The sequence below is a fragment of the Weizmannia acidilactici genome (assembly GCF_008974225.1).
In the GTDB taxonomy this organism is placed as follows: domain Bacteria; phylum Bacillota; class Bacilli; order Bacillales; family Bacillaceae_C; genus Weizmannia; species Weizmannia acidilactici.
Map to the genome: position 1 here is coordinate 14,045 of NZ_BKZR01000026.1, position 25,823 is coordinate 39,867.

The 25,823-nt window shown below is 44.4% G+C and carries 19 protein-coding genes, 3 pseudogenes and 1 riboswitch; of the genes and pseudogenes, 14 read left to right on the forward strand and 8 right to left on the reverse strand.

Features of this window, described 5'->3' with window-relative positions; all coding sequences use genetic code 11:
* Window positions 1–16 precede the first annotated feature (16 nt).
* Window positions 17–1,693, reverse strand: coding sequence for a DUF6044 family protein (locus GBH70_RS10535; protein ID WP_151681007.1), 1,677 nt, complete (start codon window positions 1,691–1,693; stop codon window positions 17–19).
* A 249-nt stretch (window positions 1,694–1,942) separates the two neighbouring features.
* On the opposite strand from GBH70_RS10535, the gene GBH70_RS10540 reads away from it, so the two are divergent.
* From GBH70_RS10540 to guaA, 6 genes and pseudogenes are all read left to right on the forward strand, one after another.
* Window positions 1,943–3,007 (forward strand): dipeptide epimerase, encoded by a 1,065-nt coding sequence (locus GBH70_RS10540; protein ID WP_151681008.1) that lies wholly within the window; start codon window positions 1,943–1,945, stop codon window positions 3,005–3,007.
* Window positions 3,008–3,084: 77 nt separating this feature from the next.
* On the forward strand, window positions 3,085–3,639 hold the full coding sequence (locus GBH70_RS10545; protein ID WP_151681009.1) for a cysteine hydrolase family protein: 555 nt from the start codon (window positions 3,085–3,087) through the stop codon (window positions 3,637–3,639).
* Window positions 3,640–3,666: 27 nt separating this feature from the next.
* The gene (locus GBH70_RS10550; protein ID WP_151681010.1) at window positions 3,667–5,133 is read left to right on the forward strand and encodes a nicotinate phosphoribosyltransferase; all 1,467 of its coding nucleotides are present in this window, start codon (window positions 3,667–3,669) and stop codon (window positions 5,131–5,133) included.
* A 99-nt stretch (window positions 5,134–5,232) separates the two neighbouring features.
* On the forward strand, window positions 5,233–6,060 hold the full coding sequence (nadE, locus tag GBH70_RS10555; protein WP_151681011.1) for an NAD(+) synthase: 828 nt from the start codon (window positions 5,233–5,235) through the stop codon (window positions 6,058–6,060).
* Window positions 6,061–6,168: 108 nt separating this feature from the next.
* Window positions 6,169–6,360: pseudogene (locus GBH70_RS10560) on the forward strand (AAA family ATPase); the annotation flags it as partial.
* Between the two features lie 149 nt (window positions 6,361–6,509).
* Window positions 6,510–6,611: riboswitch (purine riboswitch) on the forward strand.
* Window positions 6,612–6,697: 86 nt separating this feature from the next.
* Window positions 6,698–8,251, forward strand: coding sequence for a glutamine-hydrolyzing GMP synthase (guaA, locus tag GBH70_RS10565; RefSeq protein WP_151681013.1), 1,554 nt, complete (start codon window positions 6,698–6,700; stop codon window positions 8,249–8,251).
* A gap of 241 nt (window positions 8,252–8,492) precedes the next feature.
* Here the strand turns inward: guaA and GBH70_RS10570 are convergent, their stop codons facing one another.
* Together GBH70_RS10570 and GBH70_RS10575 are read right to left on the reverse strand one after the other, a co-directional pair.
* Window positions 8,493–9,488, reverse strand: a complete 996-nt coding sequence (locus tag GBH70_RS10570; protein ID WP_151681014.1) for a LacI family DNA-binding transcriptional regulator — start codon at window positions 9,486–9,488, stop codon at window positions 8,493–8,495.
* 16 nt (window positions 9,489–9,504) lie between these two features.
* Window positions 9,505–10,986, reverse strand: coding sequence for a sucrose-6-phosphate hydrolase (locus tag GBH70_RS10575; RefSeq protein ID WP_151681015.1), 1,482 nt, complete (start codon window positions 10,984–10,986; stop codon window positions 9,505–9,507).
* 213 nt (window positions 10,987–11,199) lie between these two features.
* On the opposite strand from GBH70_RS10575, the pseudogene GBH70_RS10580 reads away from it, so the two are divergent.
* The 6 genes and pseudogenes from GBH70_RS10580 to GBH70_RS10600 all read left to right on the forward strand — a co-directional run.
* Window positions 11,200–12,618 (forward strand): annotated as a pseudogene (locus tag GBH70_RS10580) (sucrose-specific PTS transporter subunit IIBC); the annotation flags it as partial.
* A 90-nt stretch (window positions 12,619–12,708) separates the two neighbouring features.
* A complete protein-coding gene (locus tag GBH70_RS17595; RefSeq protein ID WP_269467544.1) occupies window positions 12,709–13,164 on the forward strand; it encodes a PTS sugar transporter subunit IIA in 456 nt (151 codons plus the stop codon).
* 28 nt (window positions 13,165–13,192) lie between these two features.
* On the forward strand, window positions 13,193–14,071 hold the full coding sequence (locus tag GBH70_RS10585) for an ROK family protein (RefSeq protein WP_151681017.1): 879 nt from the start codon (window positions 13,193–13,195) through the stop codon (window positions 14,069–14,071).
* A 21-nt stretch (window positions 14,072–14,092) separates the two neighbouring features.
* Complete coding sequence (locus GBH70_RS10590; protein WP_151681018.1) at window positions 14,093–15,712, forward strand: glycoside hydrolase family 13 protein; 1,620 nt, start codon at window positions 14,093–14,095, stop codon at window positions 15,710–15,712.
* A gap of 434 nt (window positions 15,713–16,146) precedes the next feature.
* Window positions 16,147–16,380, forward strand: coding sequence for a hypothetical protein (locus GBH70_RS10595; protein ID WP_151681019.1), 234 nt, complete (start codon window positions 16,147–16,149; stop codon window positions 16,378–16,380).
* Window positions 16,381–16,408: 28 nt separating this feature from the next.
* Window positions 16,409–17,851, forward strand: a complete 1,443-nt coding sequence (locus GBH70_RS10600; RefSeq protein ID WP_151681020.1) for a glycoside hydrolase family 1 protein — start codon at window positions 16,409–16,411, stop codon at window positions 17,849–17,851.
* Window positions 17,852–17,888: 37 nt separating this feature from the next.
* On the opposite strand, the gene GBH70_RS17210 is transcribed toward GBH70_RS10600, so the two are convergent.
* From GBH70_RS17210 to GBH70_RS10615, 3 genes are all read right to left on the reverse strand, one after another.
* Entirely contained in the window at window positions 17,889–18,404 is a 516-nt protein-coding gene (locus tag GBH70_RS17210) for an endonuclease I family protein (RefSeq protein ID WP_253693748.1), read from the reverse strand.
* A gap of 57 nt (window positions 18,405–18,461) precedes the next feature.
* Complete coding sequence (locus tag GBH70_RS17215; RefSeq protein ID WP_151681021.1) at window positions 18,462–18,830, reverse strand: hypothetical protein; 369 nt, start codon at window positions 18,828–18,830, stop codon at window positions 18,462–18,464.
* Window positions 18,831–18,921: 91 nt separating this feature from the next.
* Window positions 18,922–20,400, reverse strand: coding sequence for a DASS family sodium-coupled anion symporter (locus tag GBH70_RS10615; RefSeq protein WP_151681022.1), 1,479 nt, complete (start codon window positions 20,398–20,400; stop codon window positions 18,922–18,924).
* A gap of 187 nt (window positions 20,401–20,587) precedes the next feature.
* Here GBH70_RS10615 and GBH70_RS10620 point away from each other — a divergent pair, with 187 nt between their 5' ends.
* Together GBH70_RS10620 and GBH70_RS10625 are read left to right on the forward strand one after the other, a co-directional pair.
* Window positions 20,588–22,273, forward strand: coding sequence for an MFS transporter (locus tag GBH70_RS10620; RefSeq protein WP_151681023.1), 1,686 nt, complete (start codon window positions 20,588–20,590; stop codon window positions 22,271–22,273).
* A gap of 146 nt (window positions 22,274–22,419) precedes the next feature.
* Window positions 22,420–23,501: pseudogene (locus GBH70_RS10625) on the forward strand (TIGR04053 family radical SAM/SPASM domain-containing protein).
* A gap of 51 nt (window positions 23,502–23,552) precedes the next feature.
* Here the strand turns inward: GBH70_RS10625 and GBH70_RS10630 are convergent.
* Window positions 23,553–24,698, reverse strand: a complete 1,146-nt coding sequence (locus GBH70_RS10630) for an ABC transporter permease (protein WP_151681024.1) — start codon at window positions 24,696–24,698, stop codon at window positions 23,553–23,555.
* On the reverse strand, window positions 24,698–25,819 hold the full coding sequence (locus tag GBH70_RS10635; protein ID WP_151681025.1) for an ABC transporter permease: 1,122 nt from the start codon (window positions 25,817–25,819) through the stop codon (window positions 24,698–24,700). Before GBH70_RS10635 ends, GBH70_RS10630 begins: the two co-directional genes overlap by 1 nt.
* Window positions 25,820–25,823: the final 4 nt, after the last annotated feature.

Sequence of the window (25,823 nt, forward strand, 5' to 3'; positions counted from 1 at the left end):
CTGCCATACGATTTTGTTATTCTGCTTCGTATAAATAAATAGTCCAGGCCGATTGGCGGTTATGGAAAGCTTTTAAAAACCGCAAATGCTCCTCTTTTGTGTTTAAAATCGGAACGGCGGAAAAAATATAACGGCCGCCGAGTTTTTTAAATGCATTCGTATCAATATTAAGGTGGTGGATTTTGACCCCGCTGCCTTTTTTAAATTCATAGTTTTTGCCCAATTCACTGACAAAAATATAGCAGCGGTTTCCCCATTGGTCAAAATACGTTTTTAATGTCGGGCTTTTATCCAGCTCTTTTGCGATGATTTTCCGGAACTGCCTTTTATAGGACAATGGATAGTAGTTATTGTACGTGTCCAATGTATAAAAACCGTTATACTGGGCGATGGCCGGATGAATCCCGATGCTCGCCACGCGGTAGGAACTTTTCGGCTTCCCGATGTAGCGGCTGATTTCGTTGAACTGCTGCACCGCATAAAACTGGTTAAATGACGGTTTTCCTGCTACACGGTAGTATATTTCAGGATTAAAAGCAAACAGGACGACAATCTGCGCGATTAAACAAACTTTCACAAACTTTTTCCACTTTTCACTTCGCTTCCAGAGAAAAAGCGAGCCTGCGGCAAACATTGTATATATGACGAGCGGCCGCAAAAAGTGGAACCGCGCAAAATTAAAAGTATTGAGCAGGCTAATTCGTTCTTTTAGCGGCTCCCATGCCTTGTTGAACCAAAAAGCATACCAAAGGGATAATACGGCATTTAATACAAAAAGTTGCACATAGCGTTTTTCTTCTTTCCAGGCTTTTGATTTGTAAATCAGCCATAACACGACAAAAGAAAGCGGCAGAATGACAAGTGTATGGACTGTCATATCGTGTGTATGCCCGAAAGAATAGTTCCACAACGCGAGTCGCAATGTATGCCAAAATCCGAGTTTGGAGCTGACAAAATCATTCCGGCTGGTCGGCTCATGGGAAAAGACTAAGGAATAAACAAGACGGTATTCAATCCCTAAATATAGGCATGTCATCCAAACAATGCCGAAAAAGAATTTCCAATTGCATTCCTTTTTCACAAAAACATCCCGCAGCCATAACAGCCCCATCGCTGTTAGGAAAAAGAAAAACCCAAGCACAAAACTGGAATAGAAAGGCAAAAGCGTGAGCGTCAGCCACTCTTTCCAAGTGGCCTGCCTTTCCCTGATATTTAAGAATGCCCAAAGTGCAAGCGGCATTCCCAATGTACTCAACATCCCGGACGGCCAAAAAGGTGTAATGGCAAAGGCAAGCGATACCCATACCCGGATTGGATAGGCATCATTGCTTTTAACAAAATGCCTTTTTAATAAGAGATACATGCCCAAAAATGCAAATACTCTTGTTATTGTCTGGCTGAGCGTATAAGCGGCAACGGGTGAAAACAGCGCGTATAGCCATTGGATCCCGCTGAATTCCGTTCCAAATGCGTTTCTCGGCAGTCCGTTAATAATCTGCGGTATCGTCGCATTCAGAGGGCCGAATAATTCCCCGCTCCGGTCAAGCACACGGTACCACGCGATGTTCGAATCCAAATTGTCATGGACCCGGATATGCATATTGCCGCCAAGAATATACATGGGGGAAAGATAGACGGCAAGGATGATCACTGCCACCCACAATGCTTTTTTTTCTTTAAAACTTGTATTCATCCCATTCGACACCATCCAACTCTTATTTTTTATCCAGGCTTGGTACGGAAGCCTCCAACTCCTTAAAACACTTTTAAATAGACGACTGTATGGGAAAAAAGTTCACAGCATCCGGAAAAACGCCGCGGACGTAACTGGCACAGAATTAAAAATCGTGCGAGGTTTTAAATAATTACTTCCTTATATTAATGATATAATAGGAGAAGCATAAAATGGTTTCAAATGCCAGGATGAAGGGAAGAAGCTGCCATGATCATAAAAGATGTGCAAGTGCATTACCGGAACATTCCGCTGCTCGTTCCATTTAAAACGGCATTGCGGACAGCCAATGATATCGACAGCGTTGATGTGAATGTGATACTGGACAACGGAATAATAGGCATGGGGGCAGCTGCGCCGGCCGTTGCCATTACGGGCGATTCAACCGAAAGCATCATGTCCGCGCTTCTTGGGCCCATAAAAGGAGTGCTTGTCGGGCATGACCTGAATGATTTCCAAACAGCCTTGAAAAAGGTACAGCTATGCTGTATCGGCAATACAAGCGCAAAAGCAGCTGCAAATATGGCGCTTTACGATGCATATTGCAAATGGCTGAATATTCCGCTGTATGCTTATCTTGGAGGCCGGAAAAATCTCCAAACTTCCATGACGATCGGGGTTGATACACCTGAAAAGATGGCCTGGGATGCAGAAAAGAGCGTGGAGGCGGGCTTCCATTTGTTAAAAATAAAGGTGGGCACGCATCCGGAGCTTGATATTAATCGGATAGAGGCGATCCGCCGGGCAGTGCCGCCGGATACAAAATTCCGGCTGGATGCAAACCAGGCATGGGAACCGAAACAGGCAGTCCAAATCCTGCGAGAACTGGAAAAAAGAAAACTTGGCATTGAATTTGTGGAACAGCCGGTATCTGCCCATGATTGGGAAGGCTTAAAATATGTGACGGAAAGAACATGCCTGCCGGTCATGGCGGATGAAAGCCTGTTTACGGCAAAAGATGCATTGAAGCTTGTTTCCGGGCGTTATGTGGATTTAATCAATATTAAGCTGATGAAATGCGGCGGGATTACGGAAGCATGGAAAATTGCAGGTATTGCCGAGGCAAACGGGGTCAAATGCATGGTTGGCAGCATGATGGAACCGTCCCTTTCTGTGGCTGCAGCCGCTCACTTTGCTGCAGCCCATCCAAACGTTTATTATTTGGATCTGGATGCCCCGCTTTGGCTGTCCGAAGAACCCGACCATTTAACGTATGACGGCGAGAATGTATTACTGCCCGGCCGGCCCGGGATAGGGGTCGTCCAGCCGGTCTAGTGCAAAAAGCCTTTGCCACGGAAGAACTTTCATGTAAAATAAAATAAGGATAATTTCAAATGAACGGGGGATGGAAAATGGGTGCCCAGAAAGCATTGATCAATATTGATTATACGAATGATTTTGTGGCGGAAGACGGCCGTTTAACATGCGGCAAACCGGGGCAGCTTATTGAAGAGAATATCTTTGCACTGACGAAATCTTTTCTCGAGAACGGGGATTATGTTGTTTTTGCAATTGACTGCCATGAGGAAAACGACCCTTACCATCCGGAAACGAAATTATTCCCTCCGCATAACATCGCCGGCACAACCGGACGGGATTTATACGGAAAACTGCAGCGGCTTTTTGAAAAATATAAAGGGAGCAAACATGTGCATACGATCGATAAAACCCGGTACAGCGCCTTTTGCGGGACTGACCTGGAATTAAGGCTAAGGGAACGGGGCATTGAAGAAGTCCATTTATGCGGGGTTTGCACGGATATTTGCGTGCTGCATACCGCCGTGGATGCCTACAATAAAGGTTTTAAGCTGGTGATTCATGAAAATGCGGTGGCAAGTTTCGATCCGGAAGGCCACAAATGGGCATTAAGTCATTTTAAAAATTCGCTTGGGGCGGAAGTACGGTAAAACCATCAATAGGAGTGATACGGAATCATGCGTTATCAAGATGACAGTCTAGCTCTTCACACTGACTTATACCAAATCAACATGGCCCAGGCCTACTGGAAAGATGGCATTCATAACCGTAAAGCGGTATTTGAAGCGTTTTTCAGGAAAATTCCTTTCGGAAACGGGTTTGCGATTTTTGCAGGGCTTGAAAGAATCGTGGATTATCTGAAAAATTTCCGCTTTACAGAAGATGATATCGCGTATTTGCGGAGCACCGACAACTACAGCGAAGAATTTTTGCAATACTTATCGGAAATGCGCTTTACCGGAACGCTACGGTCAGTCCGTGAAGGGGAGCTCGTGTTTGGAAACGAACCGCTCATCCAGGTCGAAACCTCTTTAGCCGAAGCGCAGATCATCGAAACGGCGCTCTTGAATATTATTAATTACCAGACGCTGATTGCGACTAAAGCGGCCAGGATCCGGACGGTGGCGGGGGAAGACGCCGCTTTATACGAATTCGGGTCGAGGCGGGCCCATGAATTGGATGCCGCGATTTGGGGAACGCGGGCCGCATACATCGGCGGATTTGACGGGACAAGCAATGTCAGGGCCGGCAAACTGTTTGGCATGCCGACGAGCGGCACGCACGCCCACGCGATGGTGCAGGCGTACCGGGATGATTACATGGCTTTTAAAAAATACGCGGAAACGTATAAAAACTGCGTTTTCCTTGTTGATACATATGACACTTTAGGCTCAGGGGTGCCGAATGCCATTAAAGTCGCGAAAGAGTTCGGCGATAAGATCAATTTTCTTGGCATCCGCCTGGACAGCGGCGACATGGCTTTCCTGTCGAAAAAAGCGAGAGAAATGCTCGATGAAGCAGGATTTCCGGATGCGAAAATTTTTGCGTCAAGCGATCTGGACGAGTATACGATTTTCCATTTGAAAGCCCAAGGTGCAAAAATCGATGCATGGGGTGTTGGGACAAAGCTCATTACTGCGTTCGACCAGCCGGCGCTTGGAGCAGTCTATAAATTGGTCTCCATAGAAGACGAGAACGGGGAAATGCGGGATACAATCAAAATTTCAAGCAATGCCGAAAAAGTAACGACACCGGGTTTAAAGAAAGTATTCCGCATCCTCAATAAGCGGACGAATAAACTGGAAGGCGATTACATTACGATGTACGACGAAAACCCGGCGGAAGAAAAGCGGCTGAAGATGTTTCACCCTGTCCATACGTTTATCAGCAAATATGTCACAAATTTTGAAGCCATTAATATTCATGAAACGATTTTCGACCAGGGTAGGCTCGTGTATGAACTGCCCTGCCTTGATGAAATCAAAAAATATGCGAAAGATAATTTGGAACTGCTGTGGGATGAGTACAAGCGCATCTTGAACCCGGAAGAATACCCTGTCGATTTGAGTCAAAAATGCTGGGACAACAAAATGCGCAATATAGAAGAAGTACGTCAAAAAGTCATGCGGTTTGAAGAAGAATAAATGACACCCGCATTTTTCAGGCGTATAATCTGATTAAAGAAAAAAGTGCGGAATTTATGACATAAAGAGATTATCATGTGAACAAGGAGGAAAACGAAAATGGACGCAATGCAAAAGAGAATCGTGGAAGAAATGAAAGTACAACCTGTCATTGACCCAAAAGAGGAAATCCGAAAAAGTGTTGATTTTCTGAAAAGTTATCTGAAAAAATACCCATTCTTCAAAGGTTTTGTGCTCGGCCTTTCGGGCGGGCAGGATTCCACTTTGACCGGTAAGCTTGCCCAAATCGCCATTAACGAAATGAAGGAAGAAACCGGCAATCAGGACTATAAATTTATTGCGGTACGGCTGCCATACGGCGAACAGAAAGATGCGGACGATGTTGAATTGGCCGTCCAGTTTATTCAGCCGGACAAGGACATTACCGTTAATATTAAACCGGCTGTCGATGCAAGTGAAGCTTCCCTGGCAAAAGCGGGCATCATCCTTTCTGATTTCGCGAAAGGGAATGAAAAAGCGCGTGAAAGGATGAAAGTGCAGTACAGCATTGCCGCGATGGAAAATTGCGTTGTGCTTGGGACGGACCATTCTGCGGAAAATGTAACCGGATTTTTCACGAAATACGGTGACGGCGGTTCAGATCTTGTGCCGATTTTCAGGCTGAATAAGCGCCAGGGGAAAATGCTGTTAAAAGAACTCGGCTGCCCGGAACGCCTTTATATGAAGACGCCGACTGCCGACCTCGAAGACGAGCGCCCGCAGCTTTCCGATGAGGCTGCACTTGGTGTGTCATACAACGATATCGACGATTATTTGGAAGGAAAAGAAGTTTCGCCGGAAGCAAAAGCGAAGATTGAATCGTGGTATTTAAAAGGGCAGCATAAACGCCATATGCCGATTACGATTTTTGATGATTTCTGGAAATAAGGACAAGGCCGGGCACTTAAGAAAGGTGCCCGGCTGATTTTTTCTCTATACTATTTAAAATCTTTCCATTTTTATTTTTCTGAAATTATAGTATGAAGGGGGATCAGCATGCAGCAGACGTTACGGCGGATTTTGGTCAATATTGAAAATATGATGATCGGAAAAACGGAGATATCGGAATTGAGCCTCACTGCATTGCTTGCCGAGGGGCATGTCCTGCTTGAAGATGTCTCGGGCGTTGGAAAAACGATGATGGTCAGGGAGCTTGCCAAATCGGTCGATGCGGAGTTTAAAAGAATCTAATTTACGCCGGATCTGCTGCCGTCCGATGTGACCGGGGTCTCCATCGCCGTCGGATTGGAAAGATTTGATGGATTTGTGGGAAAATTTAATCAAAAAGACAAGCGGTTGACCGTTTCCCTGATTCAAGGTTACAATGGGGACAAATTGAATGACCAGAATACTTTCTTCATATAATTTCGATAATAAGGTTCGAAAGTTTCTACCCGGCCACCGTAAATGGCCGGACTATGAAGGCAGTTTCGTGTACCGTAAAAACCGCTCCGGAATTCTGCCTTCAGCTTTGAAGATCGGATTCCGGTTTTTTATTTGGATCAAAGTTTTTGGGGGAAAAACAATGGCAAAAGCATTAGATGTAAAAGATTTGGAAAAAATTATCGTTTTGGATTTTGGCAGCCAATACAACCAGCTGATTACGCGCCGAATCCGTGAGTTTGGCGTGTTCAGCGAGCTGCACCCGCACACTTTGACAGCTGAAGAAATCAAGGCAATGAACCCGAAAGGCATTATTTTCTCCGGTGGCCCGAACAGCGTCTATGATGAAAATGCCTTCCATGTTGACGAAGAAATTTTCAACCTTGGCGTGCCGATTTTGGGCATCTGCTACGGCATGCAGCTCATAACAAAAGCCTTCGGTGGCAAAGTGGAACCGGCAAACCAGCGTGAATATGGGAAAGCAACGATTCATGTTAAAACCGCCAGCCGGCTGTTTGACGGGCTTCCAGATGATCAAGTTGTCTGGATGAGCCACGGGGATCTGGTGACAGAAGTGCCGGAAGGATTTACGGTTGATGCCAGCAGCCCCGCCTGCCCGATTTCGGCAATGAGCAATGTGGATAAGCAGCTATATGCCGTCCAGTTCCATCCTGAAGTACGCCACTCTGTGTACGGCAATGACCTTTTGCGCAACTTTGCGTTTAAAATTTGCGGCTGTGCGGGGACATGGTCGATGGAAAACTTCATCGAAATGGAAATCGAGAAAATCCGCCAAACGGTTGGCGATAAAAAGGTGCTTTGTGCGCTGAGCGGCGGCGTCGATTCATCAGTTGTCGCAGTTTTGATCCATAAAGCGATCGGCGACCAGCTTACTTGCATCTTCGTTGACCACGGCCTGCTCCGGAAAGGGGAAGCCGATAGCGTCATGAAAACTTTCTCGGAAGGCTTCCATATGAACGTCATCAAAGTCGATGCAAAAGAACGGTTCTTGAAAAAATTGGAAGGTGTCTCAGACCCTGAGCAAAAGCGGAAGACTATCGGTAACGAGTTCATTTATGTGTTTGATGATGAAGCGGCGAAATTGGAAGGGATTGAGTTCCTTGCCCAGGGCACGCTTTATACGGATATTATCGAAAGTGGGACAAAAACCGCTCAGACAATCAAATCGCACCACAATGTCGGCGGCCTTCCGGAAGATATGCAGTTCACCTTAATCGAGCCGCTCAATACATTGTTTAAAGATGAAGTGCGTGCGGTCGGGACCAAACTCGGCATCCCGGATGAAATCGTTTGGCGCCAGCCGTTTCCGGGTCCGGGCCTCGGCATCCGCGTGCTCGGCGAGATTACCGAAGAAAAATTGGAAATGGTGCGCGAATCCGACTATATTTTGCGTGAAGAAATCAAAAAGGCCGGGCTGGATCGCGACATTTGGCAATACTTTACGGTGCTGCCGAATATCCGCAGCGTCGGCGTTATGGGTGATGCCCGCACATACGATTATACGATCGGCATCCGCGCCGTCACGTCCATCGACGGCATGACTTCCGACTGGGCGCGCATCCCGTGGGAAGTACTTGAAAAAATTTCAACTCGCATCGTGAACGAAGTTCCGCATGTCAACCGCGTCGTTTACGACATCACGAGCAAACCGCCGGCAACGATTGAGTGGGAGTAGGAAGCGCGGGACAATTGTTTGTAACAACAACTTTGGCAAATTCTTTTTTAAAGAATTTGCCAAAAAGTTGCCTGACCGATGTTGATTTTACTCTAAATGAGAGTTAGAGCTTTCCCCAAATGCAACTTAAATAGGAAAACCCGTTGAGAAAAAGAATTTTTCTTAACGGGTTTTTCTCTGTGATCTGGTCTTTCCCTCTTTAAACAGCTTAGTCCCCAGCGGAATAGCTCTTCAAATTAATTCAGTCGACAAATTGTGATGTGGACTTGCTGCGGATTAATTTTACCGGTAGCATATAGTGTTTTTCTAATTGCACTTTTTTGTCCGTAATTCTTTTAAGGAGTAATTCAACCAATAGTTGCGCAATGTCTTCGATCGGTTGTTCAATTGTGGAAAGTTCAGGATGATAATTTTGAATAAATTTTGTTCCGTCATACCCGATAACTTTTAATTCTTGTGGAACTTTTATTCCCAACTCTTTTGCCTGCTGCAATACAATAAGGGCAGTCAAATCATCTGTACAAAATATGCCATCGATTTTTTCTGAGCTCAAAATTTGCCTGATGGTTAGCGATTTTACACTTGGTAGCATTTCAAAAGGGATATCTTTTACATGGGGCTCTAAAGATAATTGGGCCATTGCCTCCAAGTAACCGGTTCTCCGTCTGTGTGTCGGGCTGTTCGGCTTATTGCTGCTTGCAAATAAATAAATATTTCTTGCACCATTTTGATAGAGTTCCTGAACTGCAAGCTCACCACCTTGATGATTATCGGAACTTACAATTGGAATATTATCGGATAAATATCGGTCGAAAGAGATAATGGGCAGCCCAAACTGGTCATATTCCTTTATCCCTAAATTATGGGCACCCGCAATAATGCCGTCCACTTGATTGGCAATAAGCATATTAATATAGGAACGTTCCTTTTCTCTATTATCTGCACTATTACATAAAATTGTTTTATATCCGGAAAGGAAAAGCCTATTTTCTATTTTTTCAATCAGTTCCCCGAAAAAAGGGTTGCTGACGGAAGGAAAAATGGCGCCAATCAGATTGGTCTGCTTACCGTGAAGCGAACGTGCAACAGTGTTCGGCTGATAGTTCAGTTTTTTCATAGCCTGGAACACTTTATTTTTCGTTTCTTCGCTTAAATATCCATAATTATTGATGACCCGGGATACTGTTGTTGGGGAAACTCCTGCTTCTTTAGCTACATCTGTTAATTTTGGTCTCAATTTTCATTATCCTTCTCTATTTATTAATAGAATGAAGACTCCAGTAGTTCCCATTATAAGCTAAATGATGGTTTGTTTCCAAGAAGATCTTTGTTTGTTTTTTGCTTGGAAAGAGACGAGATGTTAACACATCGTGTCCATGGTTTAAAAAAATTTCAACGACAGAAGCATCCATAAAAATATGCAGGTTCAGCGGGGTATTTTTTGGAATTTGGACGGTTCTGGAAGTTCCGTATTGCTGTGCAAAAGGGATACCCGCATGGCTGCGGTCCAGGACCAATGTTCCATCAGCAAAGTTGAAAATAAGATTTAACGCTTGATGCCCGTCCGAAGCCAATTGTAATTTACCTTCCCCGTTCCCTTTCAGAATGATTTCCAATTCATAAGCTGTCTCATTTTGATTCAATATCAGCTGGGTCTGTTCTGTTAAGACCCCGTCCAATTCAATTTTCCTTCCGCGAAGGCTCTCTGTTTCTTTTACAGGAAATTGATAAAGATGGCCGTCCTGTATTTTCAATTCTTTGATTAAACTCAAGCAATGCGCCCAACCGTACTGATCTGTCGGATAATCGATTTCAGGAAGGCCGATCCAGCTGACTGCAAGTGTGCGCCCGTCCGGTGCGTTAAAGGCCTGCGTAGCGTAAATATCGAATCCTTCATCCAAATTATGCAGGAGATATTTAGATTCAAAACGGTTTTTCTCAGGGTCGAACGTATCCCCAATTAAGTAAGTGTTGGGATAAATATTTTGATAGTGTAAAATATTTTGGTCGAGGCCTTGCGGGCAGAATATAAGGACCGGCTTTTGATCCACCCATACGATATTCGGGCATTCAATCATATATCCCAAATTCTTTAACGGGAATTCAAGCGGTCCGTTGAATTCCCAGTTTTTCAGGTCTTTGGATTGGTAAACCAAGATATTCCCCTCTTTTTGTTTCGTCTGGGCACCGATCAAAGCATAGTAAGAATTATGATAACGGATAATTTGCGGATCCCTGAAATGGTCCGTGTAATTTTCTGGCTGTTTTGCAATTAATGGAGTTTTTAATTTGGAAATCCGACCTTTTTTATCCATCCACGCTCCAAGCTGGTAAGGGAATCTGTTCCAGTTTTTATCTCGGACGTTTCCTGTATACATGATAAATAAACGGTCTTCAACCGGGATTGCAGATCCGGAGTAGCAGCCGTGACTGTCATACTCTGTATCCGGCAATATGGCCAGCCCCTTCCCTTTCCAATGGATAAGATCTTTTGAACTAAGATGATACCAGCATTTTAAACCATGGACAGGCCCCATCGGATAATTTTGATAAAATAGATGCCATTCATCATTAAAAAAAGAAAATCCGTTTGGATCATTCAACAATCCGCTTTCAGGTTGAATATGGTAATGCAGCCGCCACGGAGAATTTTCTATTTGAAGAAGTAAATGCTTTTTTTCTTCCTCAGACCACTCATTTAGATTTTTATAACGTAATGCTCGATTCCATTCCATATATATAAAACCTCCCCAAATTCAAGGAAAGCGTTCTCCTGGATTTAATGTACTGTAAACAAAGTGATGTGTCAATCGTATAACATACAAAATATCTTAAATGATGGTAAAACATAAAAAAATAATAAAAAATATGATAAACGATTGACATATAATAAAAAGATAGTATATTAGTATGTGAAACGGTTACAAAAATATGAAAGGGTGTACACGATGAACCATGCAAAGGTTGCAAAAGACGTGTTAAACGCTTTAAATGGCAAAGATAATATAAAAGCTGCAGCCCACTGCGCGACAAGGCTGCGCTTAGTTATCAATGATGAATCAAAAATAGACCAAAAAGCATTGGATGCGCATCCGGATGTAAAAGGTACATTTAAAACAAACGGCCAGTACCAAATTATTATAGGACCGGGGGATGTCGATAAAGTTTATGCTGAGTTGATCAAATTAACCGGCCTTCCGGATATGACAACGGAGGATGTGAAAAAAACTTCGAATGAAAAACAGGGAAATGTATTATTAAGATTAATCAAGGTATTATCTGATATTTTTGTTCCAATTATTCCTGCACTTGTTGCCGGCGGTTTGCTGATGGCTTTAAACAATGTATTGACAGCGGAACACCTATTCACAAAGAAGGCAATAGTGGAATTGTACCCGGGACTGAAAGATATAGCGTCATTTATCAATACCATGTCGGCTGCCCCATTTACTTTCTTGCCGGTTTTAATCGGATATTCCGCAACCAAACGGTTTGGTGGGAATCCGTATTTAGGAGCTGCTATGGGGATGATCATGGTATCTCCTGCATTGACAAGCGGGTATGATGTTGTTAGCGCAAAAGCATCAGGGGAGTTGGCTTATTGGCACATTTTTGGATTAAAAGTCGCGCAGGCCGGTTACCAAGGCTCTGTCTTGCCGGTATTGGTAGTTTCATGGATTTTAGCTAAATTAGAGAAATTTTTCCATAAATATATTTCAAATGCATTTGATTTTACGTTCACACCGATGCTTGCCATTATCATTACAGGATTTCTAACGTTTACATTTGTTGGGCCTGTTATGCGTGATGTGAGTGATGGGTTAACCAATGGAATTATGTGGTTATATAATGCAACAGGCGCGGTTGGAACTGCAATCTTTGGACTGTTTTATTCACCGATTGTCATTACCGGTCTGCATCAAAGTTTTCCTGCAATTGAAACCACACTTTTGGCTGATATTGCAAAAACCGGCGGATCGTTTGTATTCCCAATCGCCTCTATGGCTAATATTGCGCAAGGTGCTGCTTGTCTTGCCGTATTCTTTATTACAAAAAGTAAAAAACAAAAAAGCTTATCTTCTTCAGCAAGTATTTCAGCTCTTTTGGGGATTACAGAACCGGCTATTTTCGGGATTAACTTGAAATTAAGGTATCCGTTCTTTTGTGCAATGGTTGCTTCCGGTATTGCTTCTATATTTATTGGCATGTTCCATGTGTTATCAGTTTCAATGGGACCTGCAAGTGTAATTGGTTTTATTTGCATTCGCTCACAATCTATCTTGCCTTTTGTCATGAGTGGCGCAATAAGTTTTGTTATCGCCTTCACAACAACGTATATATATGGAAGACGGGCGGCGGCAAAGGAACAAAATACGATTACGAATGAACGGGTATCTGGAAAAGAACAAATAGGAGAAACGGCTGCTTCGGCTACGGCCCCTGCTGGTAATAGCATCATTTTTGCCCCGGTTGAAGGTGAAACAATTAGCTTAAAAAATGTGAAGGATAAATTATTTTCATCTGAATTAATGGGTAAAGGGGCAGCCATCATGCCGAAAAACGGCGATGTCTATGCTCCTTGTGACGGAATTTTGACCACGGTATTTGATACACATCATGCATACGGCATTAAAACGGAAGATGGAGCAGAAATTTTAATTCACATTGGTATTGACACGGTTAATCTGAAAGGCGAATATTTTACAAGTTACGTAAAAAAAGGTCAGACGGTAAACCAAGGCGACAAACTATGCAGTTTTGATCTGGAGAAAATTAAAGAACTTGGTTATGATCCAACCGTGATCACCGTCGTGACCAACACAGCAGATTATGCGGCTGTTGAAGAATTTAATCATGATAAGGTAAAACAGGGGAGCCAGTTCATCACTTTAACACCGAAAGCTACTCTTTAATTTAAAACGTTTGATAAGGGGGATCGAAATGCTACTTGGGGCAATTGAAACCGGGGGTACGAAATTTGTTGCCGCCGTAGGAAATGAACATGGCGAAGTAATAGAAGAAATTACAATACCAACAACCACGCCTGATGAAACTATGCCAAAAATTTTTCAATTTTTAAATCAATATAAAATAGAGGGGATTGGTGTAGGATCATTCGGACCGATCGATGTGAACCGTCAGTCTCCCACATACGGCTTTATTACAACTACACCTAAACTATCGTGGCGCCATTATAACTTTGTAGGAGCACTGAAGGAAAAATTTTCCGTTCCGGTTGCATGGACAACAGATGTAAATGTTGCAGGATACGGTGAATATAAATTAGGGAATGCTAAAGGAACCGAAAGCTGTCTTTATCTTACGATTGGAACAGGGATCGGCGGGGGGTTTATCCAAAGTGGCAAAATATTAAATGCATACGGCCATCCGGAAATGGGGCATCTTTTAGTGAAGCGCCATCCTGATGACCAATTTGAAGGGATGTGCCTGTATCATCATGATTGCTTGGAAGGCCTGGCATCCGGACCTGCCGTGGAAAAGCGCTGGGGAAAGAAAGGGGTTGAGCTTTCAACCAATCCAAAAGTTTGGGAACTGGAGGCTTATTATATTGCCCAGGCACTTGTCAGTTATACACTTGTGCTCCGGCCGGAAAGAATTATTTTAGGCGGCGGTATCATGAATCAGAAGCAGATTTTCCAATTCATCCGGCAGCAATTTAAGGAAATGCTGAATGGTTATGTGGATGTTCCAGATGTAGAAAAGTATATTCAGCCTGTGGGTTTACAAAATAAAGCTGGAATTATCGGCGGTTTATTGCTTGCAAAAGAGGAAGCGTCAAAAACGAATTTTGTCCTTTAAAGTGGAAAGGTGCGGCAGATGATGGGAAAAGACTGGTGGAAAAAAAGTGTTGTATATCAAATTTATCCTAAAAGTTTTATGGACAGCAATGGCGATGGGATTGGGGACTTAAACGGCATTATTCAAAAATTGCCGTATATAAAAAAATTGGGGGTGGATGTGATTTGGCTCTGCCCGGTTTATGAATCTCCCCAAATTGATAATGGCTATGACATCAGTGACTATTATCAGATCTCCGAATTATACGGCTCCATGTCAGATATGGAAAATTTGATTGAAGAAAGCAGTGCGCTCGGAATCAAGATTATCATGGACTTAGTTGTCAACCATACTTCTGACCAGCATCGATGGTTTCAAGAAGCAAGAAAATCCAAAAATAGCCCTTATCGTGATTACTATATTTGGAGAGATCATCCGAACGAATTACAATCCAATTTTGGCGGTTCTGCATGGACCTTCGATGAAACGACAAAGCAGTATTACCTGCATCTCTTTAGCAAGGAACAGCCGGATTTGAATTGGGAAAATCCGAAGATGCGTCAAGAAATATGGAAAATGATGAATTTTTGGCTGGATAAGGGAATTAGCGGCTTTCGCATGGATGTGATTGATTTATTGGGGAAAGTTCCTGATCAAATGATAAAAGAAAATGGTCCTCATCTGCATGAGTATTTACAGGAAATGCATCAAGCTACCTTTGGTACAAGAAATACAATGACAGTAGGTGAGACTTGGGGAGCCACAGTGGATAATGCGCATCTTTTTACAGATGAATCCCGATGCGAGTTGAATATGGTGTTTCAATTTGAACATATGCAGCTCGATAAGCAGCCGGGTATGCATAAATGGGATTTAAAAGAACTGAATTTAATCGATTTAAAAGATGTTTTGTCGAAATGGCAGGATACTTTTGCTGAAGACGGATGGAACAGTTTATTCTGGAACAATCATGATTTACCTAGAATTGTCTCGCGATGGGGGGACGACAAGGTGTATCGTAAATTGTCGGCAAAAATGCTGGCTACTTTGCTTCATGGCATGAAAGGAACTCCTTTTATTTATCAGGGTGAGGAAATCGGTATGACAAATGCATATTTTGATTCCATTCACGATTATCCTGATATTGAAACACAGAATATGTATAAAGAAAGAATCAGCAAAGGGTATCCTGAAAAAGACATCATGGCTTCCGTCCAGAAGAAGGCAAGGGATAATGCGAGAACCCCGATGCAGTGGGAAGCAAGCAAACATGCAGGTTTTACGCAAGGAGAGCCATGGATGAAAATTAATCCAAATTATAAAGAAATAAACGTAGAAAAAGATTTAAAAGATACTGAATCGGTCTTTTATCATTACCAAAAACTCATACGCCTAAGAAAAGAAAACAATCTTTTTATTGAGGGAACTTATCAACTGATTGACCGTGATCATCCGAATGTTTACGCTTATAAGCGTGTGCTCGGCCGCCAAGCACTGTTGGTTGTTTGTAATTTTTACAGCAAACCGGCCTTGTTTGAGTATCAGCAGAAAGCGCCGCTTGAAATTCAAATTTTGCTAAGTAATTATAAAGATTCATCTAAGAATATTAATCATCTCCAGTTAAGGCCGTTTGAAGCAGTGATTTATCAGTTGAAAGAATAAATATTAGTTGAGCAAATGCAGTTTGGGCATTTGCTTTTTGTTTGGAAATTTTTATATCAAAGTTTGGGAAGCAGTGTTTTCGTCTCCGGCTGCTTTGCTTTTGCGTGCAGCTGGATCGGCATTTTCTGCTACGTCGTGGCTATGAAACAAAATGAAGCCCCGTTCCCAAAATGGTTCCCGCTGCATCGATTTGGACCGGGCTTCTTGCCTTTTTCGGCGTCGCCGCACTAGATCAGTTATGTTACCGTTCCGCTTACAGCCGGGCCTGTTTTTTGTGGACGGTATGGCTTGCAGTGCTGCTTCTCTTCGGCTGTCTCCAATGAGTATAGTTCCTTTTTCCGTTGGCAAAGGAAAAACTGCATCTGCAAATGTAAGCGCTTTTCGTTTACGATAAAAGTGCAGCAAATATCGTAAACGAAAAGGACGGATTCACAATGAATGTACATAAAATAAAAGTTTCATGCGGCCAAATTAAATTTTTGAGCGACTTTTTCAAAGACTACGAGGATGAAAAAGTAGCCTGCACCATCGATGAACTGGGAAAAATCGATTTTACAATGTCCGTTAAAACGGATTTAAGCAAAACAGAGACAGCCGATTATCTGAAAAAGGTTTTCAAACAGACCAAAATGGGGAGCGCCCTTTATTTTTCCGTACAGGCAGTTTGATTTTTTGGTAGAAGAGGGGTGATGGAAAATGATTCATGAGAAATTAAAAGACTTTCCGAATACATTCCTGTGGGGAGCTGCGTCCGCGGCTTACCAGGTGGAAGGCGCCTGGAACGAGGACGGGAAAGGCTTGTCGAACTGGGACAAATTTGTACGCATTCCCGGCAAAACGTTTAAAGGTACAAACGGCGATGTCGCGGTTGACCATTATCACCGTTACAAAGAAGACGTAGCCTTGATGAAAGAAATGGGTCTGAAAGCTTACCGTTTTTCCGTTTCATGGCCGCGCGTGCTGCCAAATGGAAGGGGCGAAGTCAATGAGAAGGGAATCGCTTTTTACGACAATCTGATCAATGAACTGATTCATAACGGCATTGAACCGGTTTTGACGATTTACCATTGGGATTTACCGCAGGCTTTGCAGGATGAATACGGCGGCTGGGAATCGCGGCAAATTGTCGAAGATTTTGCCAACTACTGCACGATTCTCTTCAAAGAATTCGGGAACCGTGTGAAGTACTGGGTGACCTTAAACGAGCAGAACGTCTTCACTTCCCATGGCTACCAGCTCGCCAGCCATCCGCCGGGTGTAAAAGACGAAAAATTATTTTACCAGGCCAACCACCATGCGAATCTGGCCAATGCGCGGGCAATCCAGGAATTCCGTAAATATGTGCCGGACGGGAAAATTGGGCCGAGCTTCGCCTATTCGCCGGCGTATCCTTTCTCTTCGAAACCGGAAGATATTCTCGCTGCCGAAAACGCTGAAGAATTCCTTTCCCATTGGTGGATGGATGTGTATGCATGGGGGGAATATCCGAGAGCGGCCTGGCATTATCTTGAAGAAAAAGGGCTGGCGCCCGAGCTCCGGAAAGGTGATCTGGAATTGTTGAAATCCGCCAAGCCGGACTTTATGGGTGTGAACTACTACCGGACGACGACGTATGAAAAAAATGCGCTCGATGGGGCGACGATGGACGCACATTTCAATACAACCGGCAAAAAAGGGACCGCACAGGACAGGGGGATTCCGGGCTTGTTTAAAACTGTTAAAAATCCGAATCTTGAGGCGACCAACTGGGATTGGGAAATCGATCCAACCGGATTGCGCATCGGACTGAGGAGAATTACGGACCGTTACCGCATGCCTGTTTTAATTACTGAAAACGGCCTGGGTGAATACGACCATGTCGAAGAAAACGATGTAGTGAACGACCCGTACCGCATCGACTATATCCGCTCCCACATTAAAGCCATTCAGGAAGCCATCTCGGATGGTGTCGATGTACTCGGGTACTGCGTCTGGTCATTTACCGATCTGCTCAGTTGGCTGAACGGTTTCCAAAAACGGTACGGTTTCGTTTTTGTGAACCAGGATGAAGAAGGCGGCAAAGATTTGCGCAGAATCAAAAAGCAAAGTTTTTACTGGTATAAAGATGTGATTGCATCGAATGGAAAACAATTAGAGTAAACATACAGGCAGCATCCGGGGGGCGGGTGTTGCCTGTTTACATTTTTCCGAGACAATCGATTATTCTTTTCATTAAGCCGGCATCGTCAATAAAAGGATTGCGATTTCCCTGGATCCGGTAAATGGCCTGGTTGCGGTGGCGTTCATACAGGCCAGCCGGAAACGCTTCGTGCCATCTGGCCAAAAGCGGAACATCCACCTGCTTCAGCTTTGTTTTCGATATCGCTTTTGGATAGCGGAGCAGAAAATACGCAAATGCCCGTGCAATTGTGCCTTTTCCGTATTCCGGCTCGAACCTTTCCTCTATGGCCATGCCGCAATGGTTGAGCACCGGTTCATCTGCAGATTCAGGGTTATAAAAATCAAAATCACCGTACGGAAAATTCGAGCGCTTGGCATTGCAGGAAGGATGGCAGATGAATAAATGGTGCAAATCGCCCTTCATCGGTTCAGCTTGGTGGAACCATGACTGGGGCACAATATGTTCCGTGTTATATTTAAAAGAAGCATCGATTTTTTTGATCTGCTCGGTGGAAATCTCTTTTTCCTGCAAAAGCAGATAGTAATGCTCGCTTCTTTTTTTCTGGTATGGTGGTCTTCCCGGATCACCTTATGCGGATCGCGCACTTCCCCCGAATAAATATACCGTGCCGTCGGGATGCAGATCGACCCACGTATATAAATATTGGTTTTTACTGATGTGATAAGGAAGCTGGTTTTTATGCGTTTTCTGCATAAGGTCGTGGTACAGGTAAAAAAGCATCGGTCCCGCAGCCGGATGCTTTTCCACTTTCCGGTAATAGTGCTTCTGGTCCAGAAGATCTGCCTTTTCATCATAATAATGCGCCGCATCAAGCCGCATTTCTTCTGTATGCTGCGTTAAAATTTTTCTGAACCGTTCTGTTCCTTGTTCATATCGGTACTGATTCGTTCTGATTTTTTCCAGCAGCATATCCCGATTGCCTTTTGGGCGGTTCATTCCTCAACCACTTCCTGGTGTAATCATCAGAGGCCGGGGAAATCCGCCTCCCCGGCAAAGCCGTTCTATTATACTGTTATTAAAGGGATGTTTACAGCAACCCGATCCATTTCCAGTATGTCACGCTGAACAAAAGGATCAGTAAATATCCGATGACCGTCAACGGTAGGCCGGATTTTAAAAAGTCTTTTGCTGTAAAAGCGCCTGTCCCGTAGGCAAGCATGCTTTGCGGTGAGTTGACCGGCAGAAGGAACCCGATGCTGATGACAAATTGCTGGATAAGCACAAACCCGATCCGGTTATCTCCGAGATGGATCGTCGAAGTAAGCGCAATAAAAATCGGGATTAAGGCCGAAGACAGACTGGTTGCGCTTGCAAATCCGAGATGAATCAGAATATTGAACAATGAAACAAGGGCAATCGTTGCAATAATCGGCATGCTGTCCAGCCCCATTGAACCGAATACTTTATTGGAAAGCCACTGGGCGCCGTGTGTATCGAGCAGGACGGTTCCGAGTGAAATCCCAACAGCGAAAACAATGACAGTTCCCCAAGGAATCAGCCGTTCAACTGATTTCCAGTCAAACACGCCGATCTTTGGCGTCAGCAGGATGGCGATCGCTACAATCGTGACAGTCGTTGTATCAAACGGATGGAGCTTGCCTTCCGTTGTCCAGAAAAATAACAACAGCAGGGAAATGATGATGAGACGAATTTCGGATGGTTTTAAATGCCCCAGTTCTTCCAACTGTTTTTGAATCAAATCTTTTCCCATTTCAATCGCTTCTATTTCCGGCTTGATTAAATGGGTCATGACAAAGAACAACAGAACGGACATGATGATGGCCCACGGAGCGGCATATAAAAACCAGGAACTCCATGTAATCGTCTTGCCGAACTCTTTTTCAATAAAACCAAGCGCAACCATGTTTTGGGCAGCGGCCGTTTTGATGCCAATATTCCAAATCGAAACCGCCTGAACGGATGTGATGACCAGAAGCGCTCCCAGCTTGCTGTTGTTCGGCAGCCCGAATGCGGCGACCATCCCCAATAAAATCGGCACGACGGCTCCGGCGCGGGCGGTGGCACTTGGCACAAAAAACGCAAGCACGATGGAGACGAGAATGGCTCCAAAAACAAGGCTGTTTGTTTTTGTACCAACCTTGGACAGAATCCACAAGGCAAGCCTTTTGTGGAGATTGGTTGCCTGTATGGCGGCTGCAAGGAATAAAGCTGCAGCAACCAATGCGACAGCCGAGCTGCTGAAACCGCTGAGCGCCATGGTAAGTGCATTGCTTGTCCCGGTCAGCTGGGAAGGATCGGATACGCTTGGCGCAAGACCGATCAAGAGTGCAATCAGCCCGATTATCATGGCGGCGCTCACCTGATAGGAAACAGCTTCCGTAACCCAAAGAATGAGTGCAAAAGCGAGAATGGCAAGCGCGCGCTGGCCGGCTACCGGCAAACCTTTTGTATGCGGGAGCAGCGTGATGATGATGAGCGCAGCAAAAGCAAGTGCAATCCAAATCCATTGTAAAGTTGTTTTTTTCGATTGAGCCGAATCATTCATGTTATCACTCCTTTTTGTTAAAATGCCAGTCGCCGGCGGCTGCCGGCAAGAGGTAAGAGGTAATCCTTATTATTATTGTAGCAAAGTGATGTGGAAAAATTGTTAAAAATAAGGTACATTTGAAATCGCTGTCAGTTGAAACTTCTTTTTCCCATGATCGTAAATAAAAGGAGAAAGGGTGGTTGAAGTGGCGACATTATTAATTTTTTCGGCAATTTTTGCATTGATTGCGGTAGTATTGGTGTTTCCATTTTCAGAGAAAAAACTTAAAGAGGCAGGCAAGCAAAACAGCACGACAAAAGCGAAGACGTTTTTATCTTTATTTCTGCTTATTTGGGTGATCACTGCAATCTTTTTTTACATCACAAAAAGGGATATGAATGCATCGATCTATTGGCCGGCATTTCTTCTGGCGGCGCTGGGCGGCACAATGACCGCCCGGGGCAAAGAGCGGCTTGCGAAAGGGCTGGTCTTTCTTGCTGCCTTGGGATTCGCCGGGTATATGCTTACGGCGCCGATGTGGAATGCCGGGGAAAAATACGCCTCCTCCAAAATGGCGCAAAAAACGGAAATTGAGCCGTTTGATGAGCGTGAAACCCCGGCAAGTGTACCGCCGAAATTTGCGCGCAATAAAATGAAGAAATCTTTCGGGCAGGTTCCAAATGCGAGCTATTATCAGTTGGGAAACTTGCAAATCCAGAAAGTGAACGGCAAATACGTCTATATCGCGCCGGTTGAGTTTTCAGGGTTTTTTAAATGGCTCAAGGGAGGGGAAACGCCGGGGTATTTTGTGATGAGTGCAACCGATGCCTCTGACAATCCGAAGTTTATTAAACAAAGAATGGTGTATACGCCTTCTTCCTATCTCCAGAAAAACCTGGAACGCCATATCCGCCTGCAATACCCAAAAAAGATTTTTTACGGTGATCCGCAGGTGGAAGTGGATAATAACGGGAAGCCTTATTACATCCGGACATTCGGGCATTTTATTTCGGCCAGGAACGGATTTAAGGCGGACGGGATAGTGCTTATTGATCCGAAAACGGGCGCAATGAAGTCGTATTCGTTAAAAAATGCTCCGGCTTTTATTGACGGGGCTGTCTCTCCGGAAGCAGTCAGCCTGCAAAACAGTTACTTCGGAAAATACGTCCATGGCTATTGGAACAGCCTGTTCGGCAAGCGGGATGTCAAACTGCCGACGGATGAAGGCACAGAAGCGAATGTCAGCCCGATTTTTGATGATAAAGGCACGATGTATTATTTTACCGATTTTACGAGCCCGAAAAAAGACGTTGACTCAATGCTTGGTTATTCACTCACAAACGCGCGCACCGGAAAAGCTGTTTATTATACAGGTGACTTGCAAGAGTCCTATATGGATTCGCAAGGGAATCTGCAAATCGTTGAGAAAAAATTCATCGAGAAAAAATGGAAAGGCTCGATGCCGATCTTGTACAATTTTTACGGTGAAGCGAGCTGGCTGACGCCGGTTCTCGATTCAAACGGCTTTCTGCAGACGTACTTCATCGTCTCAGCGGCCAATCCGGAAATTTCCGTGAATGCGGCAACGCCGAACGCTGCACTGAAACTGTATAAAATTGCCCTCCAGCGCGGCGGCAGCAGTGTCGACGGTTCGTCAAGAGCTGACACCAAAACGGTTTCCGGAAAGGTTCTCCGCGTTTACAAAGAGAAATCAGGCGATTATACCGATATCTCCTTCCTGCTCGACAATAAGCAGAACTTCACCGTTAGCTCGGATACTGTACCGCTTGCGATTTATTTAAAAGAAGGCGACCTTGTGAGGGTGACTTACTTGAATACCGGTGAAACGTTTTTGCCGGTGAAGGGGATGGAGATTAGGGGACTTGAATAATAATAAGATGAAAAAGGCCTTGTTGAGGCCTTTTTCTGCGATTAGAACCATATTACAGTATAATAAATAAATAGGTTGGCAGAATTTACACATCCTTACCTTTGTTCATTTTTTCACATATGTGAGTGGAAGAATGCATTTTGGTGATGAAAATACGGGATTATAAGCAAAATCCGTTTATTGTCATTTGGGAAGTAACGAGGATGTGCCCACTCAACTGCCTGCACTGCCGGGCGGAGGCACAGCTGCACCCGTATCCGGGGGAGCTGACAACGGAAGAGGGGAAGAAACTGATTGACGAGATTTATTCGATGGATAATCCGTTATTTGTATTCTCGGGCGGAGATCCGTTGATGCGGGAGGATTTGTTTGAACTTACCGAATACGCGGTCCAAAAAGGCATGCGCGTGTCTTTAACGTCATCGGCAACCCCGCGCGTGACGGAAAAGGCAGTGCAGAAAACAAAAGAAATCGGAATCAGCCGATGGGCGGTGTCGCTTGACGGGTCCGACGCCGAAACGCATGATTATTTCCGTGGGATGCCCGGCATTTTTGACCGTACAATGAAAATGATCTCTTACTTGAATGAAGCAGGGATGAGCTTTCAGGTAAATACAACCGTAACAGAATACAATGTGGACAAGCTGCCGGAAATTGCCGATTTAGTGGGGAAATTCGGGGCTGCGGTCTGGACGCTTTTCTTTTTGGTGCCGACCGGGCGCGGCAAACATTGAAACCCATCAGCCCCGAACGCCATGATGAGGTGCTGCGCTGGGCATTCCGGCTCCAGGAGCGTGCGCCGTTCATCATTTCGACAACAGAAGCCCAGTTTTACCGCCGGATTGTATTTCAGGAAAACCAGCGCCGGAAAGCAGAAGGAAAAGAACCGATCGGAAGGCATTGTGATGATCTCGCCAGGGAGCCGCGGGAGACGAACGACGGGAACGGCTTTATTTTTATCAGCCATACGGGGGATGTATATCCATCAGGGTTTCTGCCGATTGACTGCGGCAATGTGAAGGAGACGCCGCTTCCCGAGATTTACCGGAATCATCCGGTCTTGAAATCACTGCGCGATCCGGATTTGACAAAAGGCAAATGCGGGGTGTGCGAATTTCGCTATATATGCGGCGGTTCGCGGGCGCGCGCCTATGCGGTCACAGGGGACTATAAGGCTTCTGAACCGTATTGTACATATATCCCGAAGAGCCTCCGGAATGAAATATAATTTTTAAAAAAGCCGGCCGCTTCTCTCCGAAAATGGCCGGCTTTTTTAAGACTATACGAAATTTTGCGTGTTGTGGTCCCTGCTGAACTGGTAAATTGCGAGCAGGAAAAACGCAAGCGCAAAGGCCAGTAAGATCAGATAGTTTAAATATAAGCTGCTAATCGGATGGCCAGTTTGCAACTGGTCAAGGGTTTCCAGCGTCCAGCGCTGGGGCAGAAAATCGGAAACTTTTTGTAGTGCTTTCGGCATGATTTCCACAGGCCAGAAGCAGCCGGCAAGCATGCAAGTCGGCACAATGATTAAGTTTTGCAGTGAATTGGCAGCACTCCGGTTGTTTGAAAATGACACAATCATTAATGAAATGCCGATCGAAATCCAGGCAAACAGGAACATAACTGCGAAAGCCTGCCAGATTGAAATATTCATGGAGATATGGAATACGTATTTCATGGCTACCAATGTCAAAGCGACTTGAACCGCCATAATGATCATGTTACAGATGACATTGGACAATACATACTTACCCGCGTTAATCGGCGAGGATAGCAACCTGAAATAAGTGCGGTTTTCTTTTTCCGCAAGAATCAGTTCAGATAAATTGCAGGCCGACATCAGCATAAACATGATTAAAAATCCCATTGTCTGGTACGACATATCATTGGACTTGGAAAGGTCCTGCAAATTGATTGTTTTGACCTTGTATGCGGACTTTTGGAATCCTTGATACATCGTTTGAAAGGCCTGTTCGTTTCCCGATGCGGCTTTGCTAATGGATGCGATATGATCAATGTATTGGTATAAATAAGATTGGATAAACTTTGTTACTTCCGCCCCCTTGATGGAAGTGATCCGGATATGAGCGGGATTTCCGCTCCGCACGCTATCGGAAAAGCCTTTTTCAAAAATAATCACACAGTCAAGCTTGCCATTTGCCAATTTTCTCCTCATTTTTGACTGCGGAATTTCGGTTAATTTGACATTGTCCAATCCATTCAGGAAATCGACTGTATCGGCAGTAATTTTACTATGGTCCCCATCCACGACCCCAACATGAAGGATATTCACGTTGTTCCCTCCGTAAGCAAGGAAGGCAATGAAAATGCCGATTAAAGGCAACCCTAAATAATAGAGGAAATTTCTTTTTTTACGAAAGGTCATACTTAATGTGTTACGGATAAGCCTCAAAACATCTTTCATTATAAACCCTCCCTTTTTTGCAGCGCTGTAATGGACACCAACAGAATAAGCAGAGCGGCGCCAATATTCGCGGCTGCCACCGGGACGGCGATCGATAAGTTATTATTATAAATGATTTTTGTAATGGCCTGGTTGATCCACGTTAATGGCGACAGGTCCATGATCGCCTGCAGCCATTTGCCCGGATTTTCAATTTTAAAATATGACCCGCCGAAAAAGGCTGCCAGTTGGATAATCAGAATAAGCAGCGACCGGGCGGCAGCAGTTGACTTGCTGAGCATGCTAATGCCGATTCCGATGTTGACAGAAAGAAGGATTTCCGTCAAAATCAAAAGGCATATAAGCCAGAGGTGTTCTCCCCAATTCGCTTTGTAAACCATCTTGCTCACAAGAATAACAAGGGCAATGCAAAGGGTATTTACGATAAGGCTGGCGAAAAGTTTTCCAATTAAAATGTCGCTTTTCCGGACCGGGGCAGCAATGAGCCTGTCAATCGTTTTCCGCGCCCGCTCTCCCTGGATTAATGTACTGGCCCCTAAAGAAGCGTACAAACAAATCATGGTGGTGATGACTGTCGCGTAATAGTCCATCGCACCAGGTTGTTTCTTTGGCAGAAGGGATTCGGTTCGAATATAATCGTCTTTTGGCTTCTCAAAGGCAATCCCTACTTTATCCGGAGCGGTTTTCATGATTTCTGCGGTAAGATTGTATCGATCGGCAAATGCAGCAAATAAGCCTTCCAAAATGCTTCCTTCTATACTGTTTCTTCCGTTCGTATACAGCCGGACTCCTTTATCATCTAAAACAGCGTAACCGTCCGCGTTGCCGAGTTTCACTTCTTTCATGCCGTCTGTATTTTTTCCGGCCTTTTCAAAATAGATCCCTGATTTTTCAGTGTATTTGCGGAATTCATTGAAATACGGTTTGGCATTTTCATTCAAATTGTTTTCGTACAACACATGAATATCACTGACAGAAACCGTCGTTTTAAAAGCATTGGAAAGGGCGGAACCGAGCACAAGTATTAAAACGAGCGGAAATGCAAGCATAAAAATCATGGTCCGCTTGTTGCGGAAGCCGCTGATGATTTCTTTTTTCATGATGTGCAGGACATTGAACAATGTT

What these genes read in the sequence shown, in the direction of transcription:
- nadE (WP_151681011.1), top strand. Translation starts at nt 5,233, where the DNA reads ATGGACGCAATGCAAAAGAGAATCGTGGAAGAAATGAAAGTACAACCT.
- GBH70_RS17215 (WP_151681021.1), bottom strand. Translation starts at nt 18,830, where the DNA reads ATGAACCGCCCAAAAGGCAATCGGGATATGCTGCTGGAAAAAATCAGA.
- GBH70_RS10550 (WP_151681010.1), top strand. Translation starts at nt 3,667, where the DNA reads ATGCGTTATCAAGATGACAGTCTAGCTCTTCACACTGACTTATACCAA.
- GBH70_RS10630 (WP_151681024.1), bottom strand. Translation starts at nt 24,698, where the DNA reads ATGAAAGATGTTTTGAGGCTTATCCGTAACACATTAAGTATGACCTTT.
- GBH70_RS10545 (WP_151681009.1), top strand. Translation starts at nt 3,085, where the DNA reads ATGGGTGCCCAGAAAGCATTGATCAATATTGATTATACGAATGATTTT.
- GBH70_RS10590 (WP_151681018.1), top strand. Translation starts at nt 14,093, where the DNA reads ATGGGAAAAGACTGGTGGAAAAAAAGTGTTGTATATCAAATTTATCCT.
- GBH70_RS10535 (WP_151681007.1), bottom strand. Translation starts at nt 1,693, where the DNA reads ATGAATACAAGTTTTAAAGAAAAAAAAGCATTGTGGGTGGCAGTGATC.
- GBH70_RS10595 (WP_151681019.1), top strand. Translation starts at nt 16,147, where the DNA reads ATGAATGTACATAAAATAAAAGTTTCATGCGGCCAAATTAAATTTTTG.
- GBH70_RS10600 (WP_151681020.1), top strand. Translation starts at nt 16,409, where the DNA reads ATGATTCATGAGAAATTAAAAGACTTTCCGAATACATTCCTGTGGGGA.
- GBH70_RS10585 (WP_151681017.1), top strand. Translation starts at nt 13,193, where the DNA reads ATGCTACTTGGGGCAATTGAAACCGGGGGTACGAAATTTGTTGCCGCC.
- GBH70_RS10540 (WP_151681008.1), top strand. Translation starts at nt 1,943, where the DNA reads ATGATCATAAAAGATGTGCAAGTGCATTACCGGAACATTCCGCTGCTC.
- GBH70_RS10575 (WP_151681015.1), bottom strand. Translation starts at nt 10,986, where the DNA reads ATGGAATGGAATCGAGCATTACGTTATAAAAATCTAAATGAGTGGTCT.
- guaA (WP_151681013.1), top strand. Translation starts at nt 6,698, where the DNA reads ATGGCAAAAGCATTAGATGTAAAAGATTTGGAAAAAATTATCGTTTTG.
- GBH70_RS10615 (WP_151681022.1), bottom strand. Translation starts at nt 20,400, where the DNA reads ATGAATGATTCGGCTCAATCGAAAAAAACAACTTTACAATGGATTTGG.